We start from the raw sequence: 26720 nt of genomic DNA, 5'->3' as shown, positions 1-26720 counted from the left end.
TCCAGGCGGTCTCACGGATTCGTGAGCAGCTTCGCGGTAACGCGGGCTCCGCGCGGAGCGAACTAGATCACGCGCCCTCGCCTGCCAGGCGATGCCATTTCGAAACAGGAGAAACTCCGATGTATGCCAAGTATACTGTTACGTCGCTCGTTCTCGCCGGCGCAGTGTCGACCGCACTCGCCACGCTCGCCGCCGCCGGTCCGCTGACCAAGGCCGAGGGCGACGCGGCCGTCGCCGCCAAGAAGGAAAAATGCTTCGGCGTCGCGCTGAAGGGCCAGAATGATTGCGCGGCCGGACCGGGCACGACCTGCCAGGGCACCTCGACCGTCGATTTCCAGGGCAACGCCTGGAAATTCGTGCAGGGCGGCACCTGCACCAGCATCGAGCTGCCGGGCGGCAAGAAGGGCTCGCTCAAGCCGATCTAGCACGCTTGCGTCGCGACCACGACAACAGGGAAGAGCGGAGAGAAATCATGACGACGGCAATCGCGCCCGACATGTCTGCGGTGGCCCTCCGCTATTCCACTCCGATCGGCGGTGTGGCCGGGACGAGCTTCAAGCCGGAACACCTCCAGGCCATTCTCGGCGCAGGCCGGCAGCGCGGCTTCTTCGAGGTCCACGCCGAGAACTACATGGGCGCGGGTGGCCCGCCGCATCGCGCGCTGGAGGCGATCCGCCGGGACCATCCGCTGTCACTGCATGGCGTGTGCATGTCGATCTGTGGGCCGCAGCCGCTCGACAAGACGCATCTGGCCCGCTTTCGCGAACTTGTGGCGCGCTACCAGCCGGCGCTGGTGTCCGAGCATCTCGCCTGGTCGACACACGAGACCAGCTTCTTCAACGATCTGCTGCCGCTGCCCTACACGGAGGCGACCCTAGCTTGCGTCTGCGACCACATCGATCAGGTGCAGGACGCGATCCGCCGCCCGCTGCTGCTGGAAAACCCGTCGACCTATGTCGCCTTCCGCGAATCCTCGATGCGCGAGACCGATTTCATCCGCACCGTGGCCGAGCGCACCGGCTGCGGGCTGCTGCTCGACGTCAACAACGTGTTCGTCTCCGCGGCCAATCACGGCTTCGCGCCGCTCGATTATCTCGCGGACTTTCCCCTGTCCCGCGTCGGAGAGATTCATCTCGCCGGCCACGCCGAACAGGCCGATGACGAAGGCGACCTGCTGCTGATCGACAGCCATGACGGCCCGGTCGCCGACGCCGTGTGGAAGCTCTACGAGATCGTCATCCGGCGCAGCGGTCCAGTGCCGACGCTGATCGAATGGGACAGCAATATCCCGGACTGGCCGGTCCTGAAGGCAGAAGCCGACGCGGCGCAGGCGATCCTCGATCGTTGCGGCCCCGCGACGCTGACGGGGGATCGTCATGCCGCCTGAGCAGGATCTGTCCTTTGCCGCGGCCTTCGCGCCGGCCCTGCTGGATCCGGCGCGAACCGCACCCGCGATCGTGACCGGCCCGAACGGCAAGGCGGCCGGCAAACGCTACGCCGTCTACCGCAACAACGTCACGGTGAGCCTGATCGCCGCGCTCGCCGCGATCTATCCGGCGGTGCAACGCATTACCGGTGCCGATTTCTTCCGCGCCATGGCGCGCTCTCATGTTCGCAGCAATCCGCCGGCCTCACCGCTGCTGTTCGAGTATGGCCGCGACTTTCCGGAGTTCATTGCTCGATACGAGCACGCGCAGGCGATGCCCTGGCTCGCCGACGTCGCCCGCATCGAGCGGGCCTGGCTCGACGCGTATCATGCGTGCGACGCCGCGCCGCTGGCGCCGGCCCGGCTGGCCGCCGTCGCGCCGGAACGGCTGGCCGAATTGGTTTTCACGCCGCATCCGGCGATGCGGATCGTGGGTTCGCCATTCTCGGCCGCGACGATCTTCGCCGCCAACCGCGACGACGCTCCGGTCGCACGCATCGACGCATCGACGCCGGAAGACGCGCTGATCACGCGGCCCGAATTCGACGTCGCGGTGCGGCACCTTCCACCTGGCGGCGCCGTCTTCGCCACCAGCCTGATGTCCGGCCAGCCGCTCGGCGAGGCCGCGCGCGCGGCGCTGGATGTCTGTGCGGACTTCGACATCGCTTCGAACATCGCCGGCCTGATCGAGGCCGGCGCATTCACCTCGCTTGCTCCTGGAGGCGCATGATGATCACGGACCAGCGCATCACCGCGGGCAGCGGCCTGCCATCGCCCGGGCAGCTGCTCGACAAGGCCAATCACCTGGTCGAGACGATCGCCGTCCCCTCGATCGTCCAGCTCGTGCTGCGCCTTGCGCTGGCCGTGCCGTTCTGGCGCTCGGGCATCCTCAAATGGGATGGCTTCCTCAGGCTGAACGACACCGCGCTGACGCTGTTCAGCGACGAATTCATGCTGCACCTGCCGGGCGGCCCCTATCACTTTCCCGCGCCGACGGTGATGGCGTTCCTGTCGGGCTGCGGCGAGATCATGTTTCCGGTCCTGCTGGTGCTGGGCCTCGGCACGCGGTTCGCAGCTCTCGGACTTTTGTTCATGACCGTCATCGTCGAGCTCACCGTGCCCGACGGCTGGCCGGTGCACATCACCTGGGCGGCGATGGCGCTCGGCATCATGGCTTACGGGCCGGGGCGCGTCTCGCTGGACCATCTGATCGGGCGGGCGCGATCGCACACGCGATAGGATGCCGTCTCACATCCCGCTCAAGCCGCTGTCGACCGCCAGCGTCTGCGCGGTGACGTAGACGCTTTCGTCCGACAGGAAGAACAGCACGGCATAGGCGATCTCCCAGGCGGTGGCCTGGCGGCCGAAGGGGACGTGGCCCTTGCCACGGTTGGGACGGCCGGCGCCGGCTTCGCGGCCGTTGGGGGTATCGACGAGGCCGGGATAGACCAGATTGGCGCGGATGCCGCGGCGCGCGCCGAGATGGGCGATGTTGCGCATCAGGCCGCCGAGCGCGGCTTTCGATGAATCATACACCGCCATCTGCGATCCCGCTTTCAGCGCGGCGATCGAGGAGATGAAGACGATGGCGCCGCCATTGTCGAATCTCGGCAGGCCTGCGCGACAGCACAGCATCGGGCCGCGGACGTTGACGTCGTAGATCCTGTTCCACTCCTCCGGGCTGACGGCATCGAGTCCAATTTTGCCGAAAGTGCCGATGTTGAGCACCATGCCGTCGAGCCCGCCCATGGTGCGATGCGCCTGTTCGATCATGCGCTGAACGTCGGTCTCTGACGTGACATCGGCTGCGATCGCAAAGCCCTCGCCGCCTTCGTCGGTGATGTGCTTGACGGTCTGCTGTGCGGACGTCCGGTTCAGGTCGGCCACGGCAACCTTCGCGCCCTCGCGGGCGCAAAGGATGCTCTCGGCGGACGGACATAGCGATCCGGCTTGACTTCGGAATTCTCGGCCATGCTGTTCGCCTACTTCTTGCCGCCGTCATAGACCTTCATGCCGGCCGCCGGATCGAGATCGGTCTCGGTCGCCTCGGTGAGACGCGCCATCATCATGTAGAAGCCGAGCGCGACGATGGATTCGACGATCTCCTGATCGCTGAAGTGTTTTCGCGCAGCAGCGAAGGTCGCCTCGGGAACGCGGACGTTCTCGACGACCTCGCGGCCGAACTTCAGCAGCGCGCGTTCGGCTTCGTTCAGCACGGCCGCGTCATACTCGCTTCGCTCGACCGCGTCGATTTGCGCTTGCGTGCAGCCGACACCGAGCGCGATCGGCACATGCTGCCGCCATTCATAGGCGCCGCCTTCGAGCTGCGCGGCTTGCAGAATCAGGAGCTCGCGGTTGACCGCGCTGAGCTTCTGCTTGTGCAGGATCGAATTGCCGAGCCGCATCGCCGGGATCATGTTGGCCTCGGCATGGGCCATCATGCGAAAGATGTTGAGCTTGACCGGCATGCGGTCGAACGAGGCGCGGATGTCGCCGCTCGTCGCCTCCGGATCAATCAGGGGCAGCCTTGCCACGCGTTTCTCCCTTGGGTTTTCGTTTCTTGTTGTCGTTCGTCCCGCCATCCGCCCCGATCAGCGACAGGAAGAAGGCGAGATAGCGGTCGATCGCCTCGATCACGTTCGGGCGTGGAGAGGGCGCCGCGCCCATCACGTAATGCTCGAGCCGGATGTAGATGAGACCGGCGGCGAACAGCCTTGCGGTCTCGCGCGGATCGGGCGTCGACACGAGGCCGGCCAGCGCAAAGCCGCGAAAATAATCCGTCATCATGCTCTGCTCGCGCGCATAGAAATGATCGGCGAATTTGGCGCGGATGCCGGGCACGCGGTTACGCTCGGCTGTGATGACCTTCTGGAATTGATGTTCGCGCGGATCGGACCATTGCTCGACAAGGTCCAGTGCAAACTGTCGGCAGAACGCGGCAGGCTGGCGCGAGAGCTGTTTGTAGCGCGGCTCCTCGAGTCGGCTCGCCGAGCTCGCCGGGCCGTGCTCGCTGACGATCGCTTCCAGGATCGCAGCCTTGCCGGAGAAGTGGTTGTAGAGGCTGCTCTCGCGAATGCCGACGCGGCGCGCCAGCTCGCGCATCGAGGCGCCGCCATAGCCGCTCTGCGCGAACAGATTCAGGGCCTCGCTCAGGATGCGCTCGCGGGTGGTGGGCGCGGTCGCTGCCGCCGCGCCGGAGGTGTGGACAGCCATGACTGCTTGACTAACGAACGATCGTTCGTTAGTCAATCGTACGAACGATCGTTCGTTCTGCAACGGTCGCCGCGGCCCTGCAGGAGCCGTCTCGCGTTCAACTCCGCTCAATCGAGAAGCGGAGAGCAAATTGGGGGATCCACGTCATGGCGCTCTTCGCTCGCCTTTCGCCTGCGCGGAAAGCGCTCATGAAAACCGTCGCCCTGTCTTTGCTCACCTTGTCGTCCATGGCGCTGCCGGCCCGCGCAGAGGATCCCGCCGCCTACCCCACCCACAAAATCAAAATGCTGCTGCCCTATGCGGCCGGCGGCGGCGGCGACGTGGTCGGCCGGCTGCTGGCTGACAAGATGGGCAAGACGCTCGGACAGAGCATCTATATCGAGAACCACACGGGTGCCGCCGGCACGCTCGGCACGCAGATGGTCGCGACGTCGCCAAATGACGGCTACACCATCACCGTCGGCGGCATGACCACGCATGTGCTGGCACCGGCGATCTATCCAAAGCTGCCCTACGATTCGATCAGGGATTTTACGACGATCGGACGCGTCGGCGTCTCGTCGATCATGCTGGTGGCAACCAGGGATTTTCCCGCCAATGACATCAAGGGCCTGATCGCGCTCGCCAGGAAGGGCGGACCGGTCCAGTACGGCAGCTGGGGCATCGGCTCGACCGGGCAATTCTGCGCGGAGATCCTGATGCAGCAGACCGGGATCAAGATGGAGCACGTGCCGTTCAACGGCATCGCCAAGCTCGCAGGCGACTTGCTCGGTGGCCACATCTCGCTGGCGACGCTCGACGTGGCGACCGCGACGCCGCTGGTGAAGGAGGGCTCGATCAAGGCGCTGGCCGCCTGCGGCGAGCGCTCGCCGAGCCTGCCGGATGTCGCCAGCTACAAGGAGCAGAGCGTGCCGTTCGACCGCAGCCTGTCCTGGGCGATGTATGCTCCCGCAGGTCTCGCTCCGCCGATCGCGCAGAAATTGTCGGCAGCGCTGAAGGAGGCGCTCGGCGATGCCGTGGTGAAAGAGAAGCTTTTGGGGCTCGGCATCACGCCGCAATTCGTGCCCGGCGACGAGCAGCGCGACATCAACGCCCGCGACATCGCGGCCTGGAAGCAGGTTGCCAGGGACGCGGGCATTGAGGTCAAGTGAAGATGACAAGAGGAACGCGGGCATGAGCCGCATCTTCGGCGCGGTGCGCCAGAACGGATATGTGGTGCGGGACATCCACACCGCGATGAAACACTGGATCGAGGTGATGGGCGTCGGTCCCTGGTATTACATGGACCGTGTCAAGACCGACTGGTTCCGCCACCGCGGCCGGGACTCCGCTGTCGAGATGAGCATCGCACTGGCCAATTCCGGCGATCTCCAGATCGAGCTGATCCAGCAGCGCAACGACGCACCCTCGCTGTACAAGGAATTTTTGGACGCCGGCCGCGAAGGCCTCCAGCACATGTCCTACTGGAGCCACGACTACCAGGCGCTCTACGACAAGGCGATCGGCCTCGGCTACACGATCGGCCATGAGGGCCAGATCGGCGGCGACAAGGGGCGCTTTGCCTATTTCGACACAGAGGCGCATCCGGGCACGGTGATCGAAATTTCCGATATCAGCGGCACCAAGGGGCCGTTCTTCGAAAAGGTTCGCCAGGCAGCGGAGAACTGGGACGGCACGCGGCCGATCCGCGAGGTTGTCGCCACGAAGACATAGGACCGGCCAGCGGCCGGGACGTGCCGGACGAAACCAAATAGAAATTGTATTGCGGCCCCGGTCGGATATTCTCACTGACGTTTTGAATGTCCCGGCTTGGGGGCCGTGATGAAATTTTTTTGTCTCTTTGCTCTCAGCGCCTTGGCGCTCATCTTTCAGCCGATCGCGGCCTTTGCCGACCAGCGCATGGCGCTGGTGATGGGCAATTCGGCCTATCAGCGCGCGCCCAAGCTCGCCAACGCCACCAACGACGCCAACCTTCTGGTCGAGACCTTCAAGAAGGCCGGTTTCACGGTCGTCGATGCCCGCAACGACCTGTCCGCTCAGGACATGCGGCGAACGCTGCGCGATTTCGGCGCCAAAGCCCGCAGTGCCGATATCGCCGTGGTCTATTATGCCGGCCACGGCATCGAGATCGACGGCAACAACTATATCGTTCCGGTAGACGCCCAGCTCGAGAACGACACCGACGTCTATGACGAGACCATCGGCCTCGACCGCGTGCTGGTCGCCATCGAGCCGGCGAAGCGCTGCGCCTCGTCATTCTCGATGCCTGCCGCGACAATCCATTCGCCAAGAACATGAAGCGCACGATGGCCTCGCGCGCGGTTGCGCGCGGCCTCGCCAAGGTCGAGCCGTCGAGGCCGAACACGCTGGTGGCGTTCGCGGCCAAGGCCGGCCTCACCGCGCTCGATGGCGACGGCAAGAACAGCCCGTTCGCCACCGTGCTGGCACATCATCTGGCAACGCCGGGCCTCGATCTGCGCAAGGCGTTCGGCTATGTCCGCGACGAGGTACTGCAGGCCACGACCAACAGGCAGGAGCCCTTCATCTACGGCTCGCTCGGCGGCGACGATGTCGTGCTGGCGCCGGCTGCGGCGCCTGTCGTTCCACCGCCTGCGCCCGTCGTATCCACCGACACCAGCGCGTCGCGCGACTACGAATTCGCCGAGCGCGTCGGGACGGTGGAGGCCTGGGATCTCTACATCACGGCGCATCCGAGCGGGTTCTACGCCGATCTCGCGAAAGTCCAGCGCAACAAGCTCGCGGCGGCGGCACGTCCAGCGCCGGCGGCAGCGCCAGCCACGGTCCCGGTCGAGGTGAAGAAGGTACAGACCTCACCCGTGCTGCCGCCGCCGGAGGCAGCAAAGCCGGTCGCGGCGCCAAAGCTCGCGGCCGCGCCCGCGATCGTTGCGCCGCTCGCACTCACCACGGCACCGGCAATCGAGACGAAGAGTGTCGCCGCGGTGCCTGCATCGACCTGCACCACGCGAATCGCGCGACGCGGCAATGATGTCGTCGGCGGCCCCTTCATTCCGGTCTCGATCAAGCCGAATGTCGAGGGCGCAAGCGTCCGCACCATTGCCGTCGCTCCCAACGGACGAGAGATCGCCACGGCCGGCGACGACGGCGTGATCCGGCTCTGGGATGCATCCTCGTTCCGGCAGACGCGCGCGCTGCGAGGACACGCCGGTGCAGTCTATGCGCTCGACTATTGGGCCGACAGCACGATGCTCGCCTCCGCCGGATGGGACGGCAAGGTCAAGGTGTGGAACCTCAAAGGCGACGGCCAGAGCCTGACTTTCGATGCCGGCGCCAAGCAGTTCGCGGTCGCCTTCGCGTCGGAGCCTTCGCTCAAATACCTCGCTTCGGCCGGCGAGGACGGTGTCGTGCGGGTCTGGAATCTCGGTACCCGCGAGCTCGCCAGGAGCCGGCTCGATCACCAGAGCGCCGATCCCGCGCGCGCGGCGGTGCGCTCGCTGAGCTACGCCCCCTCTGGCTCCGGCGAATTCGCCTCGGCCGGTTACGACGGCAGGATCAGGTTCTACCGCACCAGCGGTGCCATCGACACGAAGGACGCCTATGGCCGCAAGGCGCTGCGCGTGGCCTATTCGCCCGACAGCTCGCGCGTGGTCACCGCCGGCTCGGATGCGGAACTCGGTTCGGCGAAAATCTTCGACGCCAAGAGCGGCGCAACGCGGCTGCTCACCGGCCATCGCGACTATGTCGTGTCGGCGAACTGGTCGCCGGACAGCAAGCGCATCGTCACGGGCGGCGGCGGACGCGACAAGTCGGTGAACTTGTGGGACGCCGACAGCGGCCGCTTGCTCGCAAGCTTCGCGGGCCATCAGGAAGACGTCGAGGCCGTCGCGTTCTTCCCGGGCGGCACGCGATTGATCTCGGCCAGCGAGGACAAGACCATCAGGATCTGGGACATCGCTGAACGGCGCCTGCTCCTCACCGCGATCGGCTTCGGCGACGACGGCTATGTCAGCTACACGCCTGACGGCTGCTATGCCGGCTCGGACGGCGTCGAAAGCCGGCTCAGCATCTTCAACGGCAGCCGCTACGAGCCGATGTCGCTGGAGGCCCGCAAGGCGATGCAGGAACCGGCCGGATTCACCGTGCTGCTGGCGCGCTAGAGCGCGATCCATGGTAACCTGCGCTCGCGTCCGAACCGTCAGGGAGGCAGATATGTCCAGCACTGACAAGGTTTTCGCCGGCTCGATTCCGAAAATCTACGACGAGTATCTCGTCCCGATGATCTTCTCCGTCTACGCCGAGGACATCGCAAGACGCGTTGCGGCGCGCTCGCCTTCCGTGCTGCTCGAGATCGCCGCAGGGACCGGGGCGGTGACGCGCGCGGTGGCGGCGGCGCTGCCGCGCGGCGTCCGTTATGTCGCGACCGACCTCAACGAGCCGATGCTCGCGGTCGCGGCGCAGCGTCAGGCGGATGATGGTCGCATCATCTGGCGCCAGGCGGATGCAATGGCGCTACCTTTCGGCGAGGCCGAGTTCGACGTGGTCTGCTGCCAGTTCGGCGCCATGTTCTTTCCCGACCGCGTCAAGGCCTACGGAGAAGTGAAGCGGGTCCTGAAGGGCGATGGCACGTTCGTGTTCAACGTCTGGGATCGCATCGAGGACAATGAGGTCACGCAGGAGGCGACGATCGCGCTCGGCAAGGTGTTTCCCGATGATCCGCCCCGTTTCATGGTCCGGGTGCCGCACGGCTATCATGACAAGGCCGTGATCAGAACCGATCTCGAACGCGCGGGCTTCCGTGACATCTCGATCGAAACACGATCGGACATCAGCAGCGCGCCCTCGGCCATCTATGCCGCGACCGCGCTCTGCCAGGGCACGCCGCTGCGCAGCGAGATCGAGGCAAGGGACGCCGGCAAGCTGCAGGCCGCAACGGACGTCGTTGCCGAGGCGCTGCGAACGCGCCATGGGTCCGGAGCGATCGAAGGCAAGATCCAGGCGATCGTGATCGAGGCGCGCCCCTAGCTACGAGCCCGCCCGACAACGCGGAGCGCCCTACCAGAAGCTCCGCGGCATCGGCTGCGCCGGCTGGTAATACTGATACTGGCCGCGGCGGCGCGGATTGACGGGCTGCGGATACGGATCGCGCTGCTGGAAGAAGCCAAAACCGTTGCCGCCCCAGCCGTCGTCGCTTGCCATTTCCATCGGAGGCGGCGCGGTCGGCTTGCGGGTGATGAAGCCGCCCTGCGGCTGGTTGCTCAGCACGGCGACGAACTCGGTGCGGTAGTTGGTCTCGGCGCTCAGCGGCTCGTCCGAGATGACGATCGAGGAACGCGGCAATGCGGTCGGCCCGATGCGATCCCACACCTCCTGCGGGATGGTGATGCGGTCGAGCGCGCCCTTGGCCTCGTCGCCGCTTTCGATCGTGACCACGCTCCAGCGCAGGCCGGTATCGGTCTTCGCCATCGCCGTGAAGATATGCGTGCCGAGCGGCTGGTCGGGATTGCGGATCGTGACGGGAACCTCGATGCTGGTGTCGAACACCTCGCCGCCGCCATCGGGCGCCGGCTTGTGCGTGTTCCGCCTCACATAGAGCTTCTGCGTCGCGCGGCTGATGTAGACCGAGACCGGCTCGAGCGCGAGTTTTGCATCGGTTGCCGCCTTCACCGCGTCGGCCTTTTTGGCCGCCGCCAGCTTCGCGGCTTCCTTGGTGGCGGCGACGGCGTCGCGCTTGGGCTGCGCGGCAGCCTTGGCGGCGTCGAGTGCCGACGCCGCGTCGACAGCCTTGGTCGCGGCTTTCTGCTTCAGCTCATCGGCCTTTGCCCTGGCCTGATCGGTCTTGGCATTCGCAACCAACTTGTCGGCGTAGGCGTTCTCGGCATCGGCGCGGGTCTTCTGCTGTTCCAGCTTGCGCAGCGAGGCGGGAAGCGAGGCGGCTTCCTTAGCCGCCACGGAGGCGGCCTTCTTGGCCTCGTCGGCATCCCGGGTGGCCTGCTCAGCCTCGCTGGAGAGCTTGTCGATGCGGCCCGGCGCCGCCGCGATGGCCTCGCGCTTCGGCACGAACAGCGAAGGATGGGCGAAATCGATCGGGGCCGCGTCGTTCGGCGAGATGATCACCCGCATGCCGATGTTGGTCTTGTCGAACAGATCCTCGGCGAAATTGAAGGGCATGCGCACGCAGCCGTGCGAGGCGGCATAGCCGGGCAGCGGCCCGCCATGCAGCGCGATGCCGTTCCAGGTGATGCGCTGCATGTTCGGCATCCAGGCATCGTCATACATGGTCGAGCGGTGGTCCTTATCCTTCTCGACGATGGCGAAGACGCCGGCCGGCGTCTCGCGGCCGGTGGTGCCGGTCGAGACCGGGGCGCGAAGGATCCAGCCATCGGAATCGTAGAAGGTGACCTGCTGGCTCTTGATCGACACGATCGCCATGATCGGCTCGCCGGCCTCGCGCGGGGCTACCGCCTCGACCGGTTGGCGCGCCTGCTTGGCCGCCTCGGCGCCGGCGCTCAGCACCGTCAGGGCGGCGACCGCCGCCAGCGCAACAAGTCCGGGAGGCCGCCAACGCCGCACCGCCGTGGTGGATTGCGCCGTCGTCATCAGGTCTTTCATGCCATACCCCGGTCCAGTGCCAGTCCGCGCCTGTATCGATCAGATTGCGATCTCCGGATTAAGAAATCGCAGCCACCCTGCGTTCCCTATCCGGCGATATTCGGCACGGTCCGGCGGCAAATCTCTCATATACGAGGGCTCGCACAGGCGGAAGATGGCCCGGGGCCAAGGCTGGCCTGCCGGCGGTAAATCCCTGCGGCAGAATGTCCGGTTAACGGGTCCGGCGTCCGATCACCCAGGTCATTGCAGCGCCGAACATGCCAAACAGCGCAAAGGCCATGAGGGGCAGAGCGCGGGCCGCGGCCTGCCCGACAGGTTCATGCTCCACGACCAGCAGCACTGCGAACACAGTCAGGCTGAGAAGGACACAGATGAGGGCTGCGGCAAAACCCAGCTTGCGCAAAACGAAGGCAAGATCGGTGGTGGTCATGGTCGAATCCGGGGCGAAGATGAACGGATCCATCCTAGACAGAATCGGGGCAGCAGGATGTGACCGCAATCACAGAAAATTGCGCCATGCCCCCATCGTGTCGGGGTGCGTATGCGCACCGAAGGCGGCGCCAGACCTCGAGCCACTCCTGGCGCACGGCGGCGTTCGCCTTGGGCAAAGCGCGCCTTCTACCGCGTTCCTGGTCAATTGCGCCGGTATTCTCGCAAGGCAGCGCTACGTGCCCAGCGCCTTCCGGTTGAACGTTCGCAGGAAGCGCAGCGACAGGGTTCGCACATTCGCGACGTTGAGCAGCCAGGCCGCGGCAACATAGGCGAAGCCGCCGGCGAGGCTGACGACGATCAACGCCACGAGACCGGTGCCGCTGACTTGCGAGCGCGCAAGAAGGATCGCAGCCGCCATCGCCGCGGCCGAAACCGCGACACTGGCGAGCCGGTTGAGGTCGAACGGCACGGGATGGGCGCGGTGCATCAGGACGACGGCGACTACGAAGCCGATCGCCTCGGTTGCAAGGGTGGCCAGGGCCGCGCCGTAAAGATCGTAGCTGGCCACCAGCGCGAACATCAGGACGACACTGACGACCAGCGTGAGGAAGGATTGCATCGCCAGCATGAAGGGCCGCTCGGCGAGCTGGAAACTGATCTGCACATAGAACTGGTTGGCGATGCCGAACAAGCGCGCGAGTACCAGGGTCGGCAGCAGTGCCGACACGCCGGCGCGGAAGTCGATGCCGACCAGCGTGCCGGCGACCTGGTCGGCGGCGAGCGCGAGCCAGACCGCAACGGGCGCGACGACGACGAGCAGCAGCTCGAGGCTCTCGGTCAGCCGCTCCCGGGTCGTCTCGTCGTTTTTCTCCGACAACGACCGGAACACCAGCGGCACGGTCGCCGCGGCGACGCTGGAGGCGATCATGACCATGAACTGGCGCGGCAGATCGGCGGCGACGCCAAAGATGCCGGCGGCGTCCTTGCCGAGCAGGTAAGCGACGATGAGCCGGTCGCAGGCGGAATAGACCGCGACGGAAAGACCAGCCAGCGTCAGCGGCAGGCCGTAGCGCGCCAGCTGCATGAACTGGCTGCGCTGGAAGCGTGCGATCCTGGTGCGGTCGCCGACGAGATTGAGGATGATGCCCGTGAGCGAGCCCAGGCCGAACGCGGCGAGCAGCCCCAATCCGCCCCAGCCGAGCCAGATGCCGAGCAGGCCGAAGCCGACGCTCGATACGCTGCGCACGATCGAGATCGCCGCAAAACGGTAGGGACGCAATTTGGCGCGCTCGAACTCCTGGCCGACATCGACCGCATTGGCCATGATCGCGACGAACATGCTGGCCAGCAGCAGTTCGACGCTGAGATCGCTGCGGAACAGGAAGACCAAGGGAGTCGTGGCGCAAAGCACCGCGGCCGTGAGCCCGAAGGCGACCATCGCGGTGCCACGGAAATCCACCTCCGCCGACATCGCCTGATAGCGGGACACCGACAGCTTGATCCAGGCGAAGAAGATCGCGCCCAGAATGCCGGCAAGGCTGATGCCGACGACATAAACGCCGTACTCAGCGAGTGTCAGCAGCCGCGTATAGGCCGTGACCGCGAAGAAGCCCACCGCCGCGGGCAGGATGTAGGCGACCAGATAAATCGAGAAATGTCGGTTCAGCATGCGAGCACGGGACCGGCAACAGCGTTGCGATTGTGACGGTCGTCAATCAATGGGACCTTGCAATGGGACCTTGGCGGACGAATGAACTGCGCCGCAGCATCTCCCAACAGTGTCACATAAGTCTTGGAGATCGGACGCCGAACCAGGCTTCGACGCCGCTTTCGCGCGTTAGCGTTAAATTTGCCCTTTCCGCGAACCGGTTCCCGCGATCACGAGACGAAACCATGATCCAGACTGGAACAGCGATGCGCCGCCATGCGCGTTGACCTACCAGGCATCCGGCAAGGGTTAACCCAACAACAGGAAACCCCGGCGCCACAAGAAGCCGCTTGGTACGATGGTGCGTTGGTTCCGAAAGGACGCCCCGCCACGTGACCAAACTCGACCGACGTGAATTTCTCCTCGGCAGCGCCGCGACGCTTGCAACGAGCGCAACGGTGTCGGCCGCACCGGCGTCAAAGCTCGCGCAGCGCCGTCCGGGGTTTGGCGCTGCGGCGACACTCTGGGACCTGCAAGCCGATCCCAGGCTCGGCGAAGCCTTCAGCACCTATTGCACGCAGGTGGTGCCGGTACTCGAGTTGAAATGGCCGATGCTGCGGCCGAACGCGCACACGTTCAACTTCGAGCGCGCCGATGCGATCCTGGATTTCGCGCGGGACAACGATCTGACCATGCGTGGCCACGCGCTCGCCTGGTATCACGACATTCCGGACTGGACCAAGCAGATCAAGGACACCAGGGGCGTCGAGCGCGCCTATGTCGACCACATCGGCACCGTCGTGTCCTACTACAAGGACAAGCTGACGTCGTGGGACGTCGTCAACGAGCCGATCCCGGACAACCCGAAGAAGGTCACCGACCGGCGCGATACGTTCTGGACCCAGCATCTCGGCAACAACTGGATTCCGCTGGCCTTCCGCACGGCGGCGGCGGCCGATCCGTTCGTCAAGCTCGCGATCAACGAATACGACATCGAGTCGGCAAAAGACACGTTCATCGCCAAGCGCGCGGCTTACCGCAACCTCATCATGGATCTGCTCGACCGGGGCGTTCCGCTGCACGCCGTCGGCCTGCAATCGCATCTGCATGCCGAGCTCGAGATCGACACGCACGGGCTTGCCGAATTCGTCACGGAGCTGCGTTCATGGGGGCTCGACGTGCTCGTCACCGAGCTCGACGTTGACGATCAGAAGCTGACGGGCAATCCCGCGGAGCGCGACGCCATCGTCGCCAAGCGCGTCAACGATCTGCTGACAGCGATTTCGACCAGCGGGCCGGTGCGCTCGATCCTGACCTGGGGGCTCTCCGATCGCTACAGCTGGATCAACGGCGTCTTCGCCCGTGCGGACAAGCAGCCGAACCGTCCGCTGCCGCTCGACGGCGAGTTCAAGCCGAAGCCGTTCATGGACGTGATCAGCAAGTTCACCAGAGTCGGTTGACGACGCGATCCTAGCGCGTCTTGGTCGGCACTTTGAATTCGGCCACATCATCCATGTGGTCGGGCGCGAGGCTCGGACCGCGGCGATCACGCGAACTGAGGCGAAACACGTCGCGGATGTCTTCGACCGAGGTCGACGAATAGGACTGGATGCAGAGCGCGACCTGCTCGGGCGAAGCGGCGCGCATCAACGCTTCGATCGCCGGACGGTCGAGCGGCGTGTCGTCCCAGTGCGAGACCGCGATACTGTCTTCGGTGACCCGATGGGCGGCCAGATGCGCGGGCGCGTTCGCTACGAAGTTGCCGTAGAGCAGGTATTCCGAAAACTTCTTCTTCCGGCACAGCGCCAGGACCCAGTTCAACCCCGTCGCCGCCTTGATGGCGTCGGTCATCGCGCGCGCGGTGTCCTTGTCCCAGACCAGCGCGTTGCCGACATAATCATCGGCCGGGAACGAGCGCTGCTTGATACCGAGAAGCTGATCGACGGTGCGCAGCCACAGCCCGTGCAACGGGTGGTCAGCGCCGATGTCCTTCGGCGTGACGAACAGCGGAGTCTTCTCGGCACCCGCATATTGGCCGACGTCGAACTCGCGGAAGAACAGATTGTCCGAGTCGAGGATGCAGACGCGCTGCTCGGACGCGTTGAGAACGCCGGCGATCTTGAGGATCTGCTGGACGTGCCAGCCGTGCACGGGCGAGGACAGCAGCGACAGCCAGACCCGGCGCTTGCTGAGGAACTGAAGCGACGGCGGCAGCGCCCACAGCCATTTCGGCAGATAGCGCGAGGCCGGCACGATGACGCGTTTGTCGGACGCAAACCGCGCGAACAGCGGCAGATCCTCATCGTTAACGAGGACATAATGCCGCGTGTACCCCGTCAGCCAGGCGTCGATGCTCTCGCTGAGCAGCGAAAAGCGTTCGATATCCTTGGCGTAGCTGGCGGTCAGCAGGGCAACGGAATGCATGGCGCGCGCTCGAATGGCGATCAGGCCACACTCATAGCCGCACAACGAGATGCTGCAAACGTCCAATCGCAATCAAGGTAAAACGAAACCATTCATTAGCCATCCGACGGCAGTCCCTGCTCGATGCCGCGAAAGCGCAGCGGCGCGAGTGCAGAGGCTCGCTGCCACCAGTCGGCGACACGGTCGTCCAGCGCGGTCACGCCGCGGCCCCGGCCGGGGAAGATCCGGATCTGCTGCACCGCCTCGGCCTCGAACCCCTTGCCCCTGCGCGTGATCTTGAGGGCGGCGCCTTCGCGGTCCCGCTGGGTCAGCGGCAGCAAAAGGCGGCCGCGCGGACGAAGCGCGCAAAGCCAGGGCGGATGCGGATGCGAGAAGCCGGCATGGACGATGATCACGTCGGCCTGCTCGTTGATCTCTTCGCATCCGTCGCCATGGACCACCTCGACATTGCGATAGGTGCGCAGGCAGGTCGCGGCCCGCGCGGCAAGCCGCTCATCGCATTCGATCGCGTGCACCCTACCCTTTGGTCCCACGATCTTCGATAGCACCGCCGAAAAATAGCCGAGCCCACAGCCGATCTGGACCACGCGATCCTTCGCCCCGACGTCGAGCAGATCGATGAAATGCGCCCACAGGCTCGGCAGCCCGGTATCGAGCCTGCGGCGCGCATCGATCGCGACCAGTACATTGTCATAGAGGTGAACCGGATCGGCATCGGGTGTCAGCCGGTAGCTGCGGGCCGCTTCGCTCTTGATGCGCCAGGGTCCTTTCGCCACGAAATCCTCGCGCGGGACGGCTGCGAGCGCTGCGAGCAGGCGCTTTGAGGCAATCTGCTCGCGCCTGGCGATCAGCTCCACGTAGCGCGCCCGTGCGGCCGCAAGATCGCTCATCGCACGGCATCGGCCTGTTCACGAACCGGCGCGTCCGCGCCGAGCTCGTTGATGAGCTGCATCGCCTGCTTCAGGTCCGGCGTGTAGAAGCCTTCGCTGAACTTGCCGACGATCGGCACGAGCAGGAGCCTTGCGTGCTCGCGCTTTCCGGCTTCCTGCGACAGGCGTGCGAGGCTGACCGCGGTGCGGAGCTCCCAGGACAGCGCGCCCTGCTTGCGTGCGGTCTCCAGCGACAGGGCGAACAGGTCCTCGGCCTCCTGCACCGACGCAGGCTCGCCGTCCAACAGCGTGATCTCGCCTTGCAGGCGATAGACCTCTGCGAGATATGAGTGATCGCCCGTGCGCCTCGCGGTCGCGAGCGCGCCGTCCAGCGCGCGCAAGGCGGCATCGCGCATCCCGACCTTGGCGTACGCCTCCGCCAGCAGGCAGCGGAACCAGCAGCCAGCAAGCCAGGAATCCATCGCCTCGTACTCGTCGAGACCGAAGCGCATCTGGCTGAGGCCCTCGTCGGCCTCGCCGAGCTGGGCCAGCGCCCAGCCGCGCAGGATCGCCGCCTGCTGCTTCCAGTGCAGGAAATTGTGCTCGGTGGCGATGATCATGGCGCGGTTGGCGTGGTCCCGCGTGCCCTCGACGTCGCGCAGATGCTGGCAGAGATAGGCACCGAACACGAGCGCGAAGGCGAGCGTGAAGGGATGGCGGATCTTCTCTGCGTTCGCGATCGCCTGCTCGCTGTGCTGGCGCGCCGCGTCGGGCCGGCCGAGGAACCAGAGGAGGTAACCGAGATAGGACAGCGAGACGACGCCGGGATCGATGCCGTGCCGCTCCATCAGATCCGAGTGCAAATCGGGGCTGTAGAGATTGATGCAGCGATGCAAGTGATGCTGGGAAGCAGCGAAGCGGCCGCGATAGAGCATCGTCATCGCGATCGATCGGTGCGCTTCGATCAGATAGCCGGTCTGCTGCGCCGGCTGTGTCCGCTCGTTCATCCGTTCGCGCTTGGCGAATCTCAACAGCTCGACACTGAGATCGTGCGCGCGGGTGAGATCGGCGCGGATGAAATGGCAGACCCAGAGCCCGCGGGTGGCGGCGAAGGCCTTTTCGTCATCCTCGAGTTGCCGGCCGAGCTCGAGCGCGCGGATGTAGTTCTCCTCGACCTCCTGCACGGCATAGCCCTTGGCGGCGATCAGCGCGTTGCCGAGCGCAATGCGCAGCTCGAGCTCCATCTCGTCGGCGCCCTGCATGCGCGCATTGGCCTGCACGACGGTGAGCCCGCGGCGCAGATGGCCGATCGCCTCCAGATTGGCGCCGTTCTTGGCCGCCTGCTTGCCGGCCTTGAGCCAGAAGCTGGCGGCGCCCTCGCTCTGGCCGGACTCAGTGAGGTGATGGGCAAGCAGCTCCGGCTCGCGCTCGGTCTTCTCAGGATACATCTCGGCGAGCACTTGGGCGATCCGGGAATGCAGCTTGCGTCGCTCGCTGTGCAAGAGGCTTGCATGCGCGGCATTCTGGATCATCACGTGCTTGAAAAGGTAGAGCGCATCCGGCGGAAGGCCGCGGCGCATGATCAGGCCCGCCTCCTCCAGATGATTGAGCGCCGCCTCGATCTGCTCAGCCGGCGTGTTGGCGACCGCGTGCAGCGTCTCGTAGGAGAACTCGCGGCCGATGGTGGCGCCGATCTGCGCGATCCGCTTGAACGGCCCCATCCGGTCCAACCGCGCCATCAGCGAATCGGTCAGGGTCGCCGGGATCGCGAGCTGCCGCCACGGGCCCGACAGCACATAGCGGCCGTGCCGCTCGGTCAGCAGATCGGATTCGAGAACCGTCTTGGTGAGCTCCTCCAGGAACAGCGGCACGCCGTCGGTCTTGACGATGATCTCCTCGACGACCTCCTTGGGAAGCTCGCGGCCGGCGACGCGCTCGACCAGCGTCGCGCGCAACTGCCGGCTCAGCCGGTTCAGCACCACTGTCGTGATGTGCGAATGCGCGTTCCAGCTCGGCTGGAATTCGGAGCGCGCCGTGATGATGACCAGGACCGGCCGGTTCTGCACCTGGCCGACCAGGAGGTCGATCACCTCACGGGAGGTCGGATCGATCCAGTGCAGGTCCTCGAACGCGATCACCAGCGGCATCTCGCGCGCAAGGCCGAGGAAGTGATTGACCAGGGCCGCGACGGTCGCATCCTTCTGCTGCTGCGGCGACAGTTCGAGCGGCGGATAGCGGTCTCCGGTCGGGATCGACAACAGGGCGGCGAACAGCGGCGCGACCTGCTCGATGTCGCCGTGGGCTGCGGCAATCGCGGTCTCAAGGCTCGCCAGCGACTGCGCGGACGCATCCTCGCGGTCGAGGCCGAGCGAGAATTTGAGCTGCGCGGCGAATGGATAGAACGCCGTCGAGGTGTAATAGGGCGAGCACTGGAACGAGATCTGCCCATGCCGGTCGCGCGCGATGCGCTCGAAGATCTCCTGGATGATGCGCGACTTGCCGATGCCGGGTTCGCCGAACTTGGCGACGACCTGGCCGTCGCCGTCCTTGGCCTGCTGCCAGCGTCCCATCAGCAGCGCGATCTCCTCCTCGCGGTTGACGAGCGGCGTCAAACGCGTGCCCATCGCGGCAGCGAAGCGGGTCTCCAGCCGCGAGGCGCGCATCACGTGCCAGGCCTGCGCCTTCTCGGAGATACCCTTCAGCTCATGGGCGCCGAGATTGCGGTAGTCGAACTTGCCCTTCAGCAGCGACTGCGTCGAGGCGGAAATCACCACGCCATTGGGCGGCGCCAGGCCTTGCAGGCGCGCGGCGAGATTGACGGTTTCTCCGACCGCGGAATCGCGCTCCTCCGTGCCCTGCCCGACGAGGTCCCCGACCACGACGAGGCCGGTCGCGATGCCAATACGGACGGCGGGAGCATGGCTCAGCGCGCCGCGCGGCTCGACCGCGCGCGCGGTCGACAGCACCCGCACGATCTCGAGCCCGGCGCGCACCGCACGCTCGGCATCGTCCTCATGCGCGGTCGGATAGCCGAAATAGACCAGAATGCCGTCGCCGACGAAGCGGGCGGCAAAGCCCTCGTAGTGCTTGACCACGCGGACGCATGTTTCGCGGAAGCTCGCGATCATGTCGCGTACGTCTTCCGGATCGAACTGCACCGAGAGCGAGGTGGAATCCACCATGTCGCAGAACATGGTGGTGAGCTGACGCCGTTCGGCGCCGACTTCCGCCCGGTTTTGCGGACGGGCCGCCGCCTCGGGCTTCTCCGCGGTCTCGGCCTGGAACAGCACCGTCATCGCCCGCTGGAGCCGCTTGCGATCGCCGAGCGGCAATCCGAGCTCGACCAGATCGGATTCGGTCAAATCCCCCATGACGTCGAGATCGAGGCGGTGCTGCGCGAAGAGATCGGTGTAGTGACCAAGCCCGATGCCTTCGAGCCAGCGCTTCAGCCCGCCTTCCGTCCCCGTAGCTTGCGTCCCCGTAACAGGCTCATTCTCCAGCATGGTGATTCTGCCCGACCATCACTCCGTCGAAGGGCTTTAGGCCCCTCAACCACAGATTTTGGGGCCCGAACTTCACCTCAGACTGGACGCATTCCCTAAGTCTTGGGAAGAATAGCCCAATCAGATCAAAAGGGAATGGCATTGTCGGACACTGCATCCAAAGCGGGAGAGGGATCGGGCAGCGCGGGCGCCGAAACCAGGACCTTTGCCCATATCGGCGGCCTTCTCGACTTCCATGCACGGAAGACGCCGGCGGCGCCGGCTCTCCTCGCCCCTGGCAGGTCGCCCCTCACCTACGGCAAGCTGGGTGACTTGATCCCGCAGCTGGTCCGCACCCTGCGCGAGCTCGGCATTACCCCTGCCGACCGGATCGCCGTTGCGTTGCCACGCGGCGCCGACAGCGCACTGGCGTTGATCGCGGTCGCCTCGGCCGGTGCTTGCGTCCCGGTCAATCCCGATCTGACAGCCGATGAGCTGCAACGCTATTTCAGCGAATTGAAGCTGGCGGCGCTCGTCACCCGCGCCGAGTTGAACTCACCAAGCCGTGACGTCGCCAAGGCGCTCGCCATCGCGGTGATCGATTTCGTGCCGGGACCGGACGACAATCCCGGCGGCTGCGCATTCGTCGGCCCGACGGTCGGTCCGGCCAATGGCAGCGGCACCTCGCGCGGCGACGACGACGCATTCATCATGCTGACGTCAGGCACTGCAGCGCGGCCCAAAATGGTGCCGCTGACACATCGCAATGTGTGCCTCTCTGCCTACAACGCCGGACGCGTGTTGTCGCTTGGGCCCCACGACCGCCTGCTCAATGCCCTGCCGCTGTTTCACGCTCACGGGCTGATCTCCGGCCTGCTGACGGCGCTGGCCGCGGGCTCCAGCGTGATCTGCACCAACGGTTTTGATGCATCGTCGTTTTTCGACTGGATGCGGGAGCTGCGACCGACCTGGTACACGGCGGTGCCGACCATTCATCGCGCGCTGCTGACGGCAGCGGAAGCCAACCCGGACCGCGCCCGCTCGTCGTCGCTGCGCGTGATCCGCTCGGCCTCGTCCTCGCTCGCGCCTGCGATCCTGAACGGGCTGGAGGCGATGTTCGGTGTTCCCGTGCTCGAAACCTACGGCATGACGGAAGCGGCCTCGCAGATCGCGGCCAATCCGTTCGAGCTGCGCAAAGTCGGCTCGGTTGGCCGCGCCGCGGGCCCCGAGATCGCGATCATGGACGAGACCGGGCGCGTCCTCGGAAGCGGCGAGCATGGCGAGATCATGCTGCGCGGACCCAACATGAGCCGCGGCTATTACAATGACGAGGCAGCGACGCAGGCCGCCTTCCGCAACGGCTGGTTCCGGACTGGCGACCTCGGCTATCTCGATGCCGACGGCTATCTCTTCATCGTCGGCCGCATCAAGGACGTCATCAACCGCGGCGGCCAGAAGATCTCGCCGCTGGAGGTGGAAGACGTCCTGCTCAGCCATCCGGCGGTGCTGGAGGCCGGCGTGTTCGCCGTCCCGCACCCAAAGCTCGGTGACAACGTCGCCGCGGTCGTGGTGCTGCGGCGGAACTCGGAGGCGACCTCGGACCAGCTCCGCCGGTTCGCGCGCAAACGTCTTGCGGCCTACAAGGTCCCGAGCCTGATCCGCAGCGTGGCCGCGCTGCCGAAAGGCGCGAGCGGCAAGGTCAGGCGCAACGCGCTGGCCGATCTGATCGCAACGGCGGAGGATGGCGAGCAGGCGCAGCTCCCGCGCAATGTGCTGGAGACCCAGCTTGCGGAGATCTGGGCCGGCCTGCTGGAGCTGCCTCGTGTCGGCATCGACCAGGACGTCTTCGCACTCGGCGCGGACTCGCTCGCCGCGACGCAGATGCGCTCGCGCCTGCGCGAACACTTCAATGTCGACTTCTCGTTCGAGGACATCTTTGATAGTGCCACGGTCGCCGCGCTTGCGGCCCGGGTCGAGAGCGCCGCGGCCGGTCGCGAAACGATGCTGCCGGCATGGCGCACCGCGGCGGCGGCAGACGCGCCGCTGTCGTTCCAGCAGCAGCGGATGTATGTGCTCTCGCGGCTCGATCCGACCCGCTACAATTACAACGTCGTCGAGGTCGCCATTCTCAAGGGCCTGGTCGACGTCTCCGCGCTTTCTGCGAGCCTCGCTCCGATCTGCGCGCGCCATGAGGCGCTGCGCTCGGTCTTCATCGAACGACAGGGCGAGCCGGCGCAGCTCGTGCTGCAATCGCCGCCGCGGCTCGAGCGGATCAAGCTCAAGCCCCGCGCCGCGGACGAGCGGACCGCAATGATCCGGCGCAAGGCGTTCGAGCTCGCGCAATATCCGTTCGATCTGGCGCGCGAGGCGCCGCTGAAGGTCACGCTGCTGTCGTTCGACAAGTCCAGCCACGCGCTGGTCGTCAACGTTCATCACCTCGTCACCGACGGCTGGTCGCAGCGGCTGTTCTGGGAGGAGCTTGCCGCCCATTATGCAGCCGCGCGCAAGACAAGCGCGGCGACGCTGCCGCCGCCCACCTTCCAATATCGCGACTTTGCGCTGTGGCAGCAGAGCTGGGCGCAGACGCCGGCGGCGAAGGAGCAGCTCGATTACTGGAAAACCCAGCTCGACGGCGTCACCACGCTGCCGCTGCGGACCGACCGGCCACGGCCGGAGATCTGGAGCGGTCATGGCGCCCGGCACTATATCGAATTCTCCAAAACGCTTTCGGCCGATTTGCGCGCGCTGAGCCAGGACCAGAGCGTCACGCCCTTCATGACGCTGCTCGCCGCGTTCCAGTGCCTGCTGTTCCGCTACACCGGACATGAGGATGTCGCGACGGGATTGCTGATCGCCAACCGCAACCAGATCGAGAGCGAACGCCTGATCGGCCTTTTCGCCAATACCCTGATCCTGCGTAATCATTTTGGCGGCGACCCGGGTTTTGGCGAATTGTTGCGGCGGGTGCGGCAGGTCACGCTGGATGCGTATCGCAATCAGGACCTCCCGATCGAGGAGGTGCTGCGCGCGCTCCAGGTCGCGCGAAGGACGGACGGCAATCCGCTGTTCCGCATCATGTTCATCCTCCAGAACGCCTCGATCGAGGCCGCACGCTTCCCCGGGCTGTCGACGCGCCGGCTGGAGGTCGACCCGAAAGTGGCGCGCTTCGACATCACGCTCGAACTGGTCGAGGCCGACGGCCGATTCACCGGATTCTTCGAATACGCCACCGATCTGTTCGACGCGGCGACGATCGAGGGCATGGCCGCCCAGTTCAAGACGCTGTTCAAGGCCGTCATCGCCAATCCGGAGCAGCCCATCTCGCGCTTGCCGCTGCTGACAGAAGCCGAGCGCCGCCAATTGCTGGCTGAAGGCCAGGGCGCGCCGGCCGATTTCAGCACGCGCGGCAACCTCAATGAACGGTTCGACCGCCAGGCCAAAAGGACACCAAACGCGATTGCGGTGTCCGACGGCCGTACCTCCCTGACCTATCGCGAGCTGGCCCGCCGCAGCGAGGCGGCCGCGCGCTGGCTCGCCAGCGAAGGCATCGGCGCCGAGAGCGTGGTCGCGTTGCTCGCGGACCGCGGACCCGACCTGCTCGCCGCGATGATCGCCGTGCAGCGGGTGGGCGCTGCCTTCCTCAATCTCGATCCCGACCAGCCGCCGGCGCGCCTAGCGACCATCCTCGGATCGAGCTGCGCGCGCATGCTGCTGACCGGCCGCGCGCAGTCCGCCATGGTCGAGGCGCTGCTCGAACCGCTGGTCGAACGCATCCATGTCGCCGAGCTCGACGACGCGCTCACGCCAGGAGCGACCAGGCCGGCTCGCGCCGCGCGGCGCGCAGCCTCGGGCCTTGCCTATCTCATCTATACGTCCGGCTCGTCGGGTGCGCCGAAAGGCGTCATGATCGAGCAACGCGGATTGTCGAACCATCTGGGATCGCTCATCTCCGAGCTCGGCCTCTCGCCCAGGGACGTGATCGCGCAGACAGCGCCGCAGAGCTTTGTCATCTCGGTCTGGCAATTCCTCGCGGGACCCATGGTCGGCGCGCGTGTCCATATCTGCGCCAACGCGATCGTGCAGGACCCGATCCTGCTCGCGCGGGAGATCGAGCGCCAAGGCATTACGGTGCTGGAGATCGTGCCGTCGTTGCTCCGCGTGATCCTCGATCGCATGGACGAGGCGGAGCTCCAGCGCGCCTTTGCCAGGTTGCGCCTCCTGATCTCGACCGGCGAGCCGCTGCCGGTCGATCTCTGCCGCGCCTGGTTCGCCCGCTGCCCGAAGGTGCCGCTGATCAACGCCTACGGCGCCTCGGAATGTTCGGACGACGTCTCGCTGCATCGCCTGACCAATGCGGCGGCGGCGGCGACAAGCAACGTCCCGGTCGGTGCGCCGCTGCCGAACACGCAGCTCTATGTGCTCGATCAAAATCTTCAACCGCAGCCGGTCGGCGTGACCGGCGAGCTCTGCATCGGCGGCGCCGGCGTTGGGCGCGGTTATGTCAACGATCCCGCGCAAAGCCGGCAGCGCTTCATCCCCGATCCGTTCTCGCGCCGGCAAGGCAGGATGCTGTACCGGACCGGCGACCTTGCCCGCCGCCGCGCGGACGGCACCATCGAATGCCTCGGCCGTGCCGACCACCAGGTCAAGGTCCGCGGCTATCGTATCGAGCTCAAGGAGATCGAGAACGCCCTTGCCGACCATCCGGGCGTGCGCGCCGGCATCGTCGAGCCGCGCCGCGAGGCGAGCGGCGACGTCAGGCTGATCGCCCACATCGTCGCAAGGTCCGGCAGCCGGAGCAGCGCCAGCGAGCTGCGCGAATTCCTGAAGAGCCGGTTGCCGAACCACGCCATCCCGTCCGCATTCCTGTTCCTGGATCAGGTGCCGCTCAACGCCCATGGCAAGATCGACCGGTCGGCGCTGCTCGCGTCCGCGCCGCAGGAAGTCTCCGGACCGGACGCCGCCGTGCCGGCACGGCGCTTCACCGAAAAAGTGCTCTCGGACATCTGGATCGACCTACTGAAGGTCGAGAGCCTCGGCGTCACCGACAATTTCTTCGATCTCGGTGGTCATTCGCTGCTAGCGGGCCAGGCGATGGCGCGCGTCGCCCGTGCGCTCGGCGTGTCGCTGCCGATCAAGACCATCTTCGAAGCACCGACGATCGAAGAGCTCGCCCGCCGGGTCGACGAGACCCTGGCGGCGAAGCCGCACAAGCCCGCCGCAGGCGTGCCAATGCTGGCTGGAACAAGGCTCGGTGAACGCGGCCCTCCCACGCTCTCGATCGCGCAGGACCAGATGATACGGATCGAGCAGAACCTGCCGCGCCTGCCGCTGTTCAACCTGCCCTTTGCCTTCCGTCTCCGGGGCCCGCTCGATCCGGCCAGCCTCGCGCAGGCGTTCGGCGATATCGTGCGGCGTCACGAATCGCTGCGCACCGGGTTCGGCTGGAGCGGCGAGGAGCCCGTCAGCCGCATTGCCGCACCCAGCGAGCTCGGACCCGTCCTCACCGTCGAAATCATCGGTGACGGGCAACCGCACAGCAACAAGCGGCGCAAGGCCCTGGAAACCAGGAAGATCGGTCTCCTGATCGAGCAGGAAACCTACACCCCGTTCGACACCGCGCGGCCGCCGCTGTTGCGGGCGCGGCTGCTGCGGCTCCATGCCGACGATCATGTGCTGCTGCTGACGCTTCATCACGCCATCGCCGACGGCTGGTCGATTGGCGTGCTGTTCGAGGAGCTGTCCAACCGCTACGCCGCGCTGGCCGGGCAGCCGTCCGTGCCGCTGCCGAAACTGCCGCTCGCCTTTTCGGATGTCGCCCGCTGGCAACGCTGGTGGTGCGGGACCGACGTCGCCCGCCGCCAGGCCGCCGAGTGGACCGAGAATTTGCGCGGCGCCGCCCCCGTCTTCGATGGCGAAGCAAGCCCCGGCGCGTCGACCGGGCATCACCCCGTCAGTCTCGAGCGCGAGTTGATCGGCCGGCTCACGGCGTTTGCCGCCCGGCACAACGCCACGCTGTTCATGTGCCTTCTCACCGGCCTGAAGGCCCTGCTGCTGGCGCAGACCGGCCGCAGCGACATGGCGGTTGCGACCGCCATGGCCAACCGCGGCCAGCCGGACACCGACCGGATCGTCGGTCCGTTCGAGAACACGGTGATCGTCCGCACTCGACTCACGCCGGACCTGTCGTTCGCGGCAGCCCTGGCCCGGGTGCGCCGGAGCGTGCTTGAGGCCCATGCGCGGCAGGAGCTGCCGTTCAACATCCTGGCCGACCATCTGGAGCAGGAGGGAATCGATCCGGCCTCGCTGCTCCAGGTCTATTTCACGCTGCAAAATCCGCTGCGCCAGCCGCTCGATCTGCCGGAGATCACGGCGCAATCGATCGGCAACGTCGCGCGCGAAGGCCAGCCGGTGCTGCCGATCGACCAGACCTGGCTGTCGCTGATGCTCAAGGAGCGGCCGACCGGAATCACCGGCTCATGCAATTACAAGAGCGAGCTGCTCGATGGTGGTACGGTCAGCCAGTGGATGGAGGATCTCGTCGCGCTGCTGCGGTCCGCTGTCGCCCAGCCCAACACGCCGCTCGGCCGATTGCTCGATAGGCGAGCGGCCTGACTGGTCTACCTTCGCACCGGACG

General features: G+C 66.0%; 19 protein-coding genes and 1 pseudogene. 11 read left to right on the top strand and 9 right to left on the bottom strand.

Going from position 1 to position 26720, the window contains the following annotated elements:
* Positions 1-119 precede the first annotated feature (119 nt).
* Genes QSV46_RS28305 through QSV46_RS28290 form a run of 4 tightly spaced genes read left to right on the top strand, consistent with a single transcriptional unit; the run spans position 120 to position 2665 of the window.
* Positions 120-425 (top strand): DUF2282 domain-containing protein, encoded by a 306-nt coding sequence (locus QSV46_RS28305; RefSeq protein ID WP_314959273.1) that lies wholly within the window; start codon positions 120-122, stop codon positions 423-425.
* Positions 426-472: 47 nt separating this feature from the next.
* Positions 473-1387: a DUF692 domain-containing protein gene (locus QSV46_RS28300; protein ID WP_314959272.1), complete on the top strand. Its 915-nt coding sequence runs from the start codon at positions 473-475 to the stop codon at positions 1385-1387.
* Positions 1377-2156, top strand: coding sequence for a DNA-binding domain-containing protein (locus tag QSV46_RS28295; RefSeq protein ID WP_314959270.1), 780 nt, complete (start codon positions 1377-1379; stop codon positions 2154-2156). Before QSV46_RS28300 ends, QSV46_RS28295 begins: the two co-directional genes overlap by 11 nt.
* Entirely contained in the window at positions 2156-2665 is a 510-nt protein-coding gene (locus tag QSV46_RS28290) for a DoxX family protein (protein ID WP_314959518.1), read from the top strand. Before QSV46_RS28295 ends, QSV46_RS28290 begins: the two co-directional genes overlap by 1 nt.
* A gap of 9 nt (positions 2666-2674) precedes the next feature.
* Here QSV46_RS28290 and QSV46_RS28285 read toward each other — a convergent pair.
* From QSV46_RS28285 to QSV46_RS28275, 3 genes and pseudogenes are all read right to left on the bottom strand, one after another.
* Positions 2675-3355, bottom strand: a pseudogene (locus QSV46_RS28285) (SDR family NAD(P)-dependent oxidoreductase); the annotation flags it as partial.
* Positions 3356-3408: 53 nt separating this feature from the next.
* The gene (locus QSV46_RS28280) at positions 3409-3960 is read right to left on the bottom strand and encodes a carboxymuconolactone decarboxylase family protein (RefSeq protein ID WP_314959268.1); all 552 of its coding nucleotides are present in this window, start codon (positions 3958-3960) and stop codon (positions 3409-3411) included.
* Positions 3938-4639, bottom strand: a complete 702-nt coding sequence (locus QSV46_RS28275) for a TetR/AcrR family transcriptional regulator (protein ID WP_314959266.1) — start codon at positions 4637-4639, stop codon at positions 3938-3940. The genes QSV46_RS28280 and QSV46_RS28275 overlap by 23 nt, the downstream gene beginning before the upstream one ends.
* 188 nt (positions 4640-4827) lie before the next feature.
* On the opposite strand from QSV46_RS28275, the gene QSV46_RS28270 reads away from it, so the two are divergent.
* From QSV46_RS28270 to QSV46_RS28250, 5 genes are all read left to right on the top strand, one after another.
* Positions 4828-5790 carry a tripartite tricarboxylate transporter substrate binding protein gene (locus QSV46_RS28270; RefSeq protein WP_314959264.1) on the top strand — a complete coding sequence of 321 codons (963 nt, stop codon included), beginning with the start codon at positions 4828-4830 and terminating at the stop codon, positions 5788-5790.
* 22 nt (positions 5791-5812) lie between these two features.
* Entirely contained in the window at positions 5813-6352 is a 540-nt protein-coding gene (locus tag QSV46_RS28265; protein ID WP_314959262.1) for a VOC family protein, read from the top strand.
* 108 nt (positions 6353-6460) lie between these two features.
* On the top strand, positions 6461-6937 hold the full coding sequence (locus QSV46_RS41455) for a caspase domain-containing protein (RefSeq protein ID WP_409997216.1): 477 nt from the start codon (positions 6461-6463) through the stop codon (positions 6935-6937).
* Positions 6934-8775 carry a caspase family protein gene (locus QSV46_RS28255; protein ID WP_409997215.1) on the top strand — a complete coding sequence of 614 codons (1842 nt, stop codon included), beginning with the start codon at positions 6934-6936 and terminating at the stop codon, positions 8773-8775. The genes QSV46_RS41455 and QSV46_RS28255 overlap by 4 nt, the downstream gene beginning before the upstream one ends.
* 52 nt (positions 8776-8827) lie before the next feature.
* Entirely contained in the window at positions 8828-9640 is an 813-nt protein-coding gene (locus QSV46_RS28250) for a class I SAM-dependent methyltransferase (protein WP_314959260.1), read from the top strand.
* 30 nt (positions 9641-9670) lie between these two features.
* On the opposite strand, the gene QSV46_RS28245 is transcribed toward QSV46_RS28250, so the two are convergent.
* The 3 genes from QSV46_RS28245 to QSV46_RS28235 all read right to left on the bottom strand — a co-directional run bounded on the left by QSV46_RS28245 (position 9671) and on the right by QSV46_RS28235 (position 13328).
* Positions 9671-11227, bottom strand: coding sequence for a L,D-transpeptidase (locus QSV46_RS28245; RefSeq protein WP_314959259.1), 1557 nt, complete (start codon positions 11225-11227; stop codon positions 9671-9673).
* Positions 11228-11438: 211 nt separating this feature from the next.
* The gene (locus QSV46_RS28240) at positions 11439-11657 is read right to left on the bottom strand and encodes a hypothetical protein (RefSeq protein ID WP_314959256.1); all 219 of its coding nucleotides are present in this window, start codon (positions 11655-11657) and stop codon (positions 11439-11441) included.
* A gap of 234 nt (positions 11658-11891) precedes the next feature.
* Positions 11892-13328, bottom strand: coding sequence for a lipopolysaccharide biosynthesis protein (locus QSV46_RS28235; RefSeq protein ID WP_314959253.1), 1437 nt, complete (start codon positions 13326-13328; stop codon positions 11892-11894).
* A gap of 371 nt (positions 13329-13699) precedes the next feature.
* Between QSV46_RS28235 and QSV46_RS28230 the strand changes: the two genes are divergently transcribed.
* Complete coding sequence (locus QSV46_RS28230) at positions 13700-14767, top strand: endo-1,4-beta-xylanase (RefSeq protein ID WP_314959252.1); 1068 nt, start codon at positions 13700-13702, stop codon at positions 14765-14767.
* A 10-nt stretch (positions 14768-14777) separates the two neighbouring features.
* Here the strand turns inward: QSV46_RS28230 and QSV46_RS28225 are convergent, their stop codons facing one another.
* From QSV46_RS28225 to QSV46_RS28215, 3 genes are all read right to left on the bottom strand, one after another.
* Positions 14778-15731: a DUF6492 family protein gene (locus QSV46_RS28225; protein WP_314959251.1), complete on the bottom strand. Its 954-nt coding sequence runs from the start codon at positions 15729-15731 to the stop codon at positions 14778-14780.
* Between the two features lie 95 nt (positions 15732-15826).
* Positions 15827-16621, bottom strand: coding sequence for a protein-L-isoaspartate O-methyltransferase family protein (locus tag QSV46_RS28220; RefSeq protein ID WP_314959249.1), 795 nt, complete (start codon positions 16619-16621; stop codon positions 15827-15829).
* A complete protein-coding gene (locus tag QSV46_RS28215; protein ID WP_314959248.1) occupies positions 16618-20103 on the bottom strand; it encodes an ATP-binding protein in 3486 nt (1161 codons plus the stop codon). Before QSV46_RS28215 ends, QSV46_RS28220 begins: the two co-directional genes overlap by 4 nt.
* 135 nt (positions 20104-20238) lie before the next feature.
* Here QSV46_RS28215 and QSV46_RS28210 point away from each other — a divergent pair, with 135 nt between their 5' ends.
* Positions 20239-26697, top strand: coding sequence for a non-ribosomal peptide synthetase (locus tag QSV46_RS28210; protein ID WP_314959246.1), 6459 nt, complete (start codon positions 20239-20241; stop codon positions 26695-26697).
* The last annotated feature ends 23 nt before the right edge of the window (positions 26698-26720 follow it).

It is taken from the genome of Bradyrhizobium cosmicum (assembly GCF_032290525.1).
In the GTDB taxonomy this organism is placed as follows: Bacteria; Pseudomonadota; Alphaproteobacteria; order Rhizobiales; family Xanthobacteraceae; genus Bradyrhizobium; species Bradyrhizobium cosmicum_A.
This window is presented reverse-complemented; position numbering and strand designations above follow the sequence as displayed.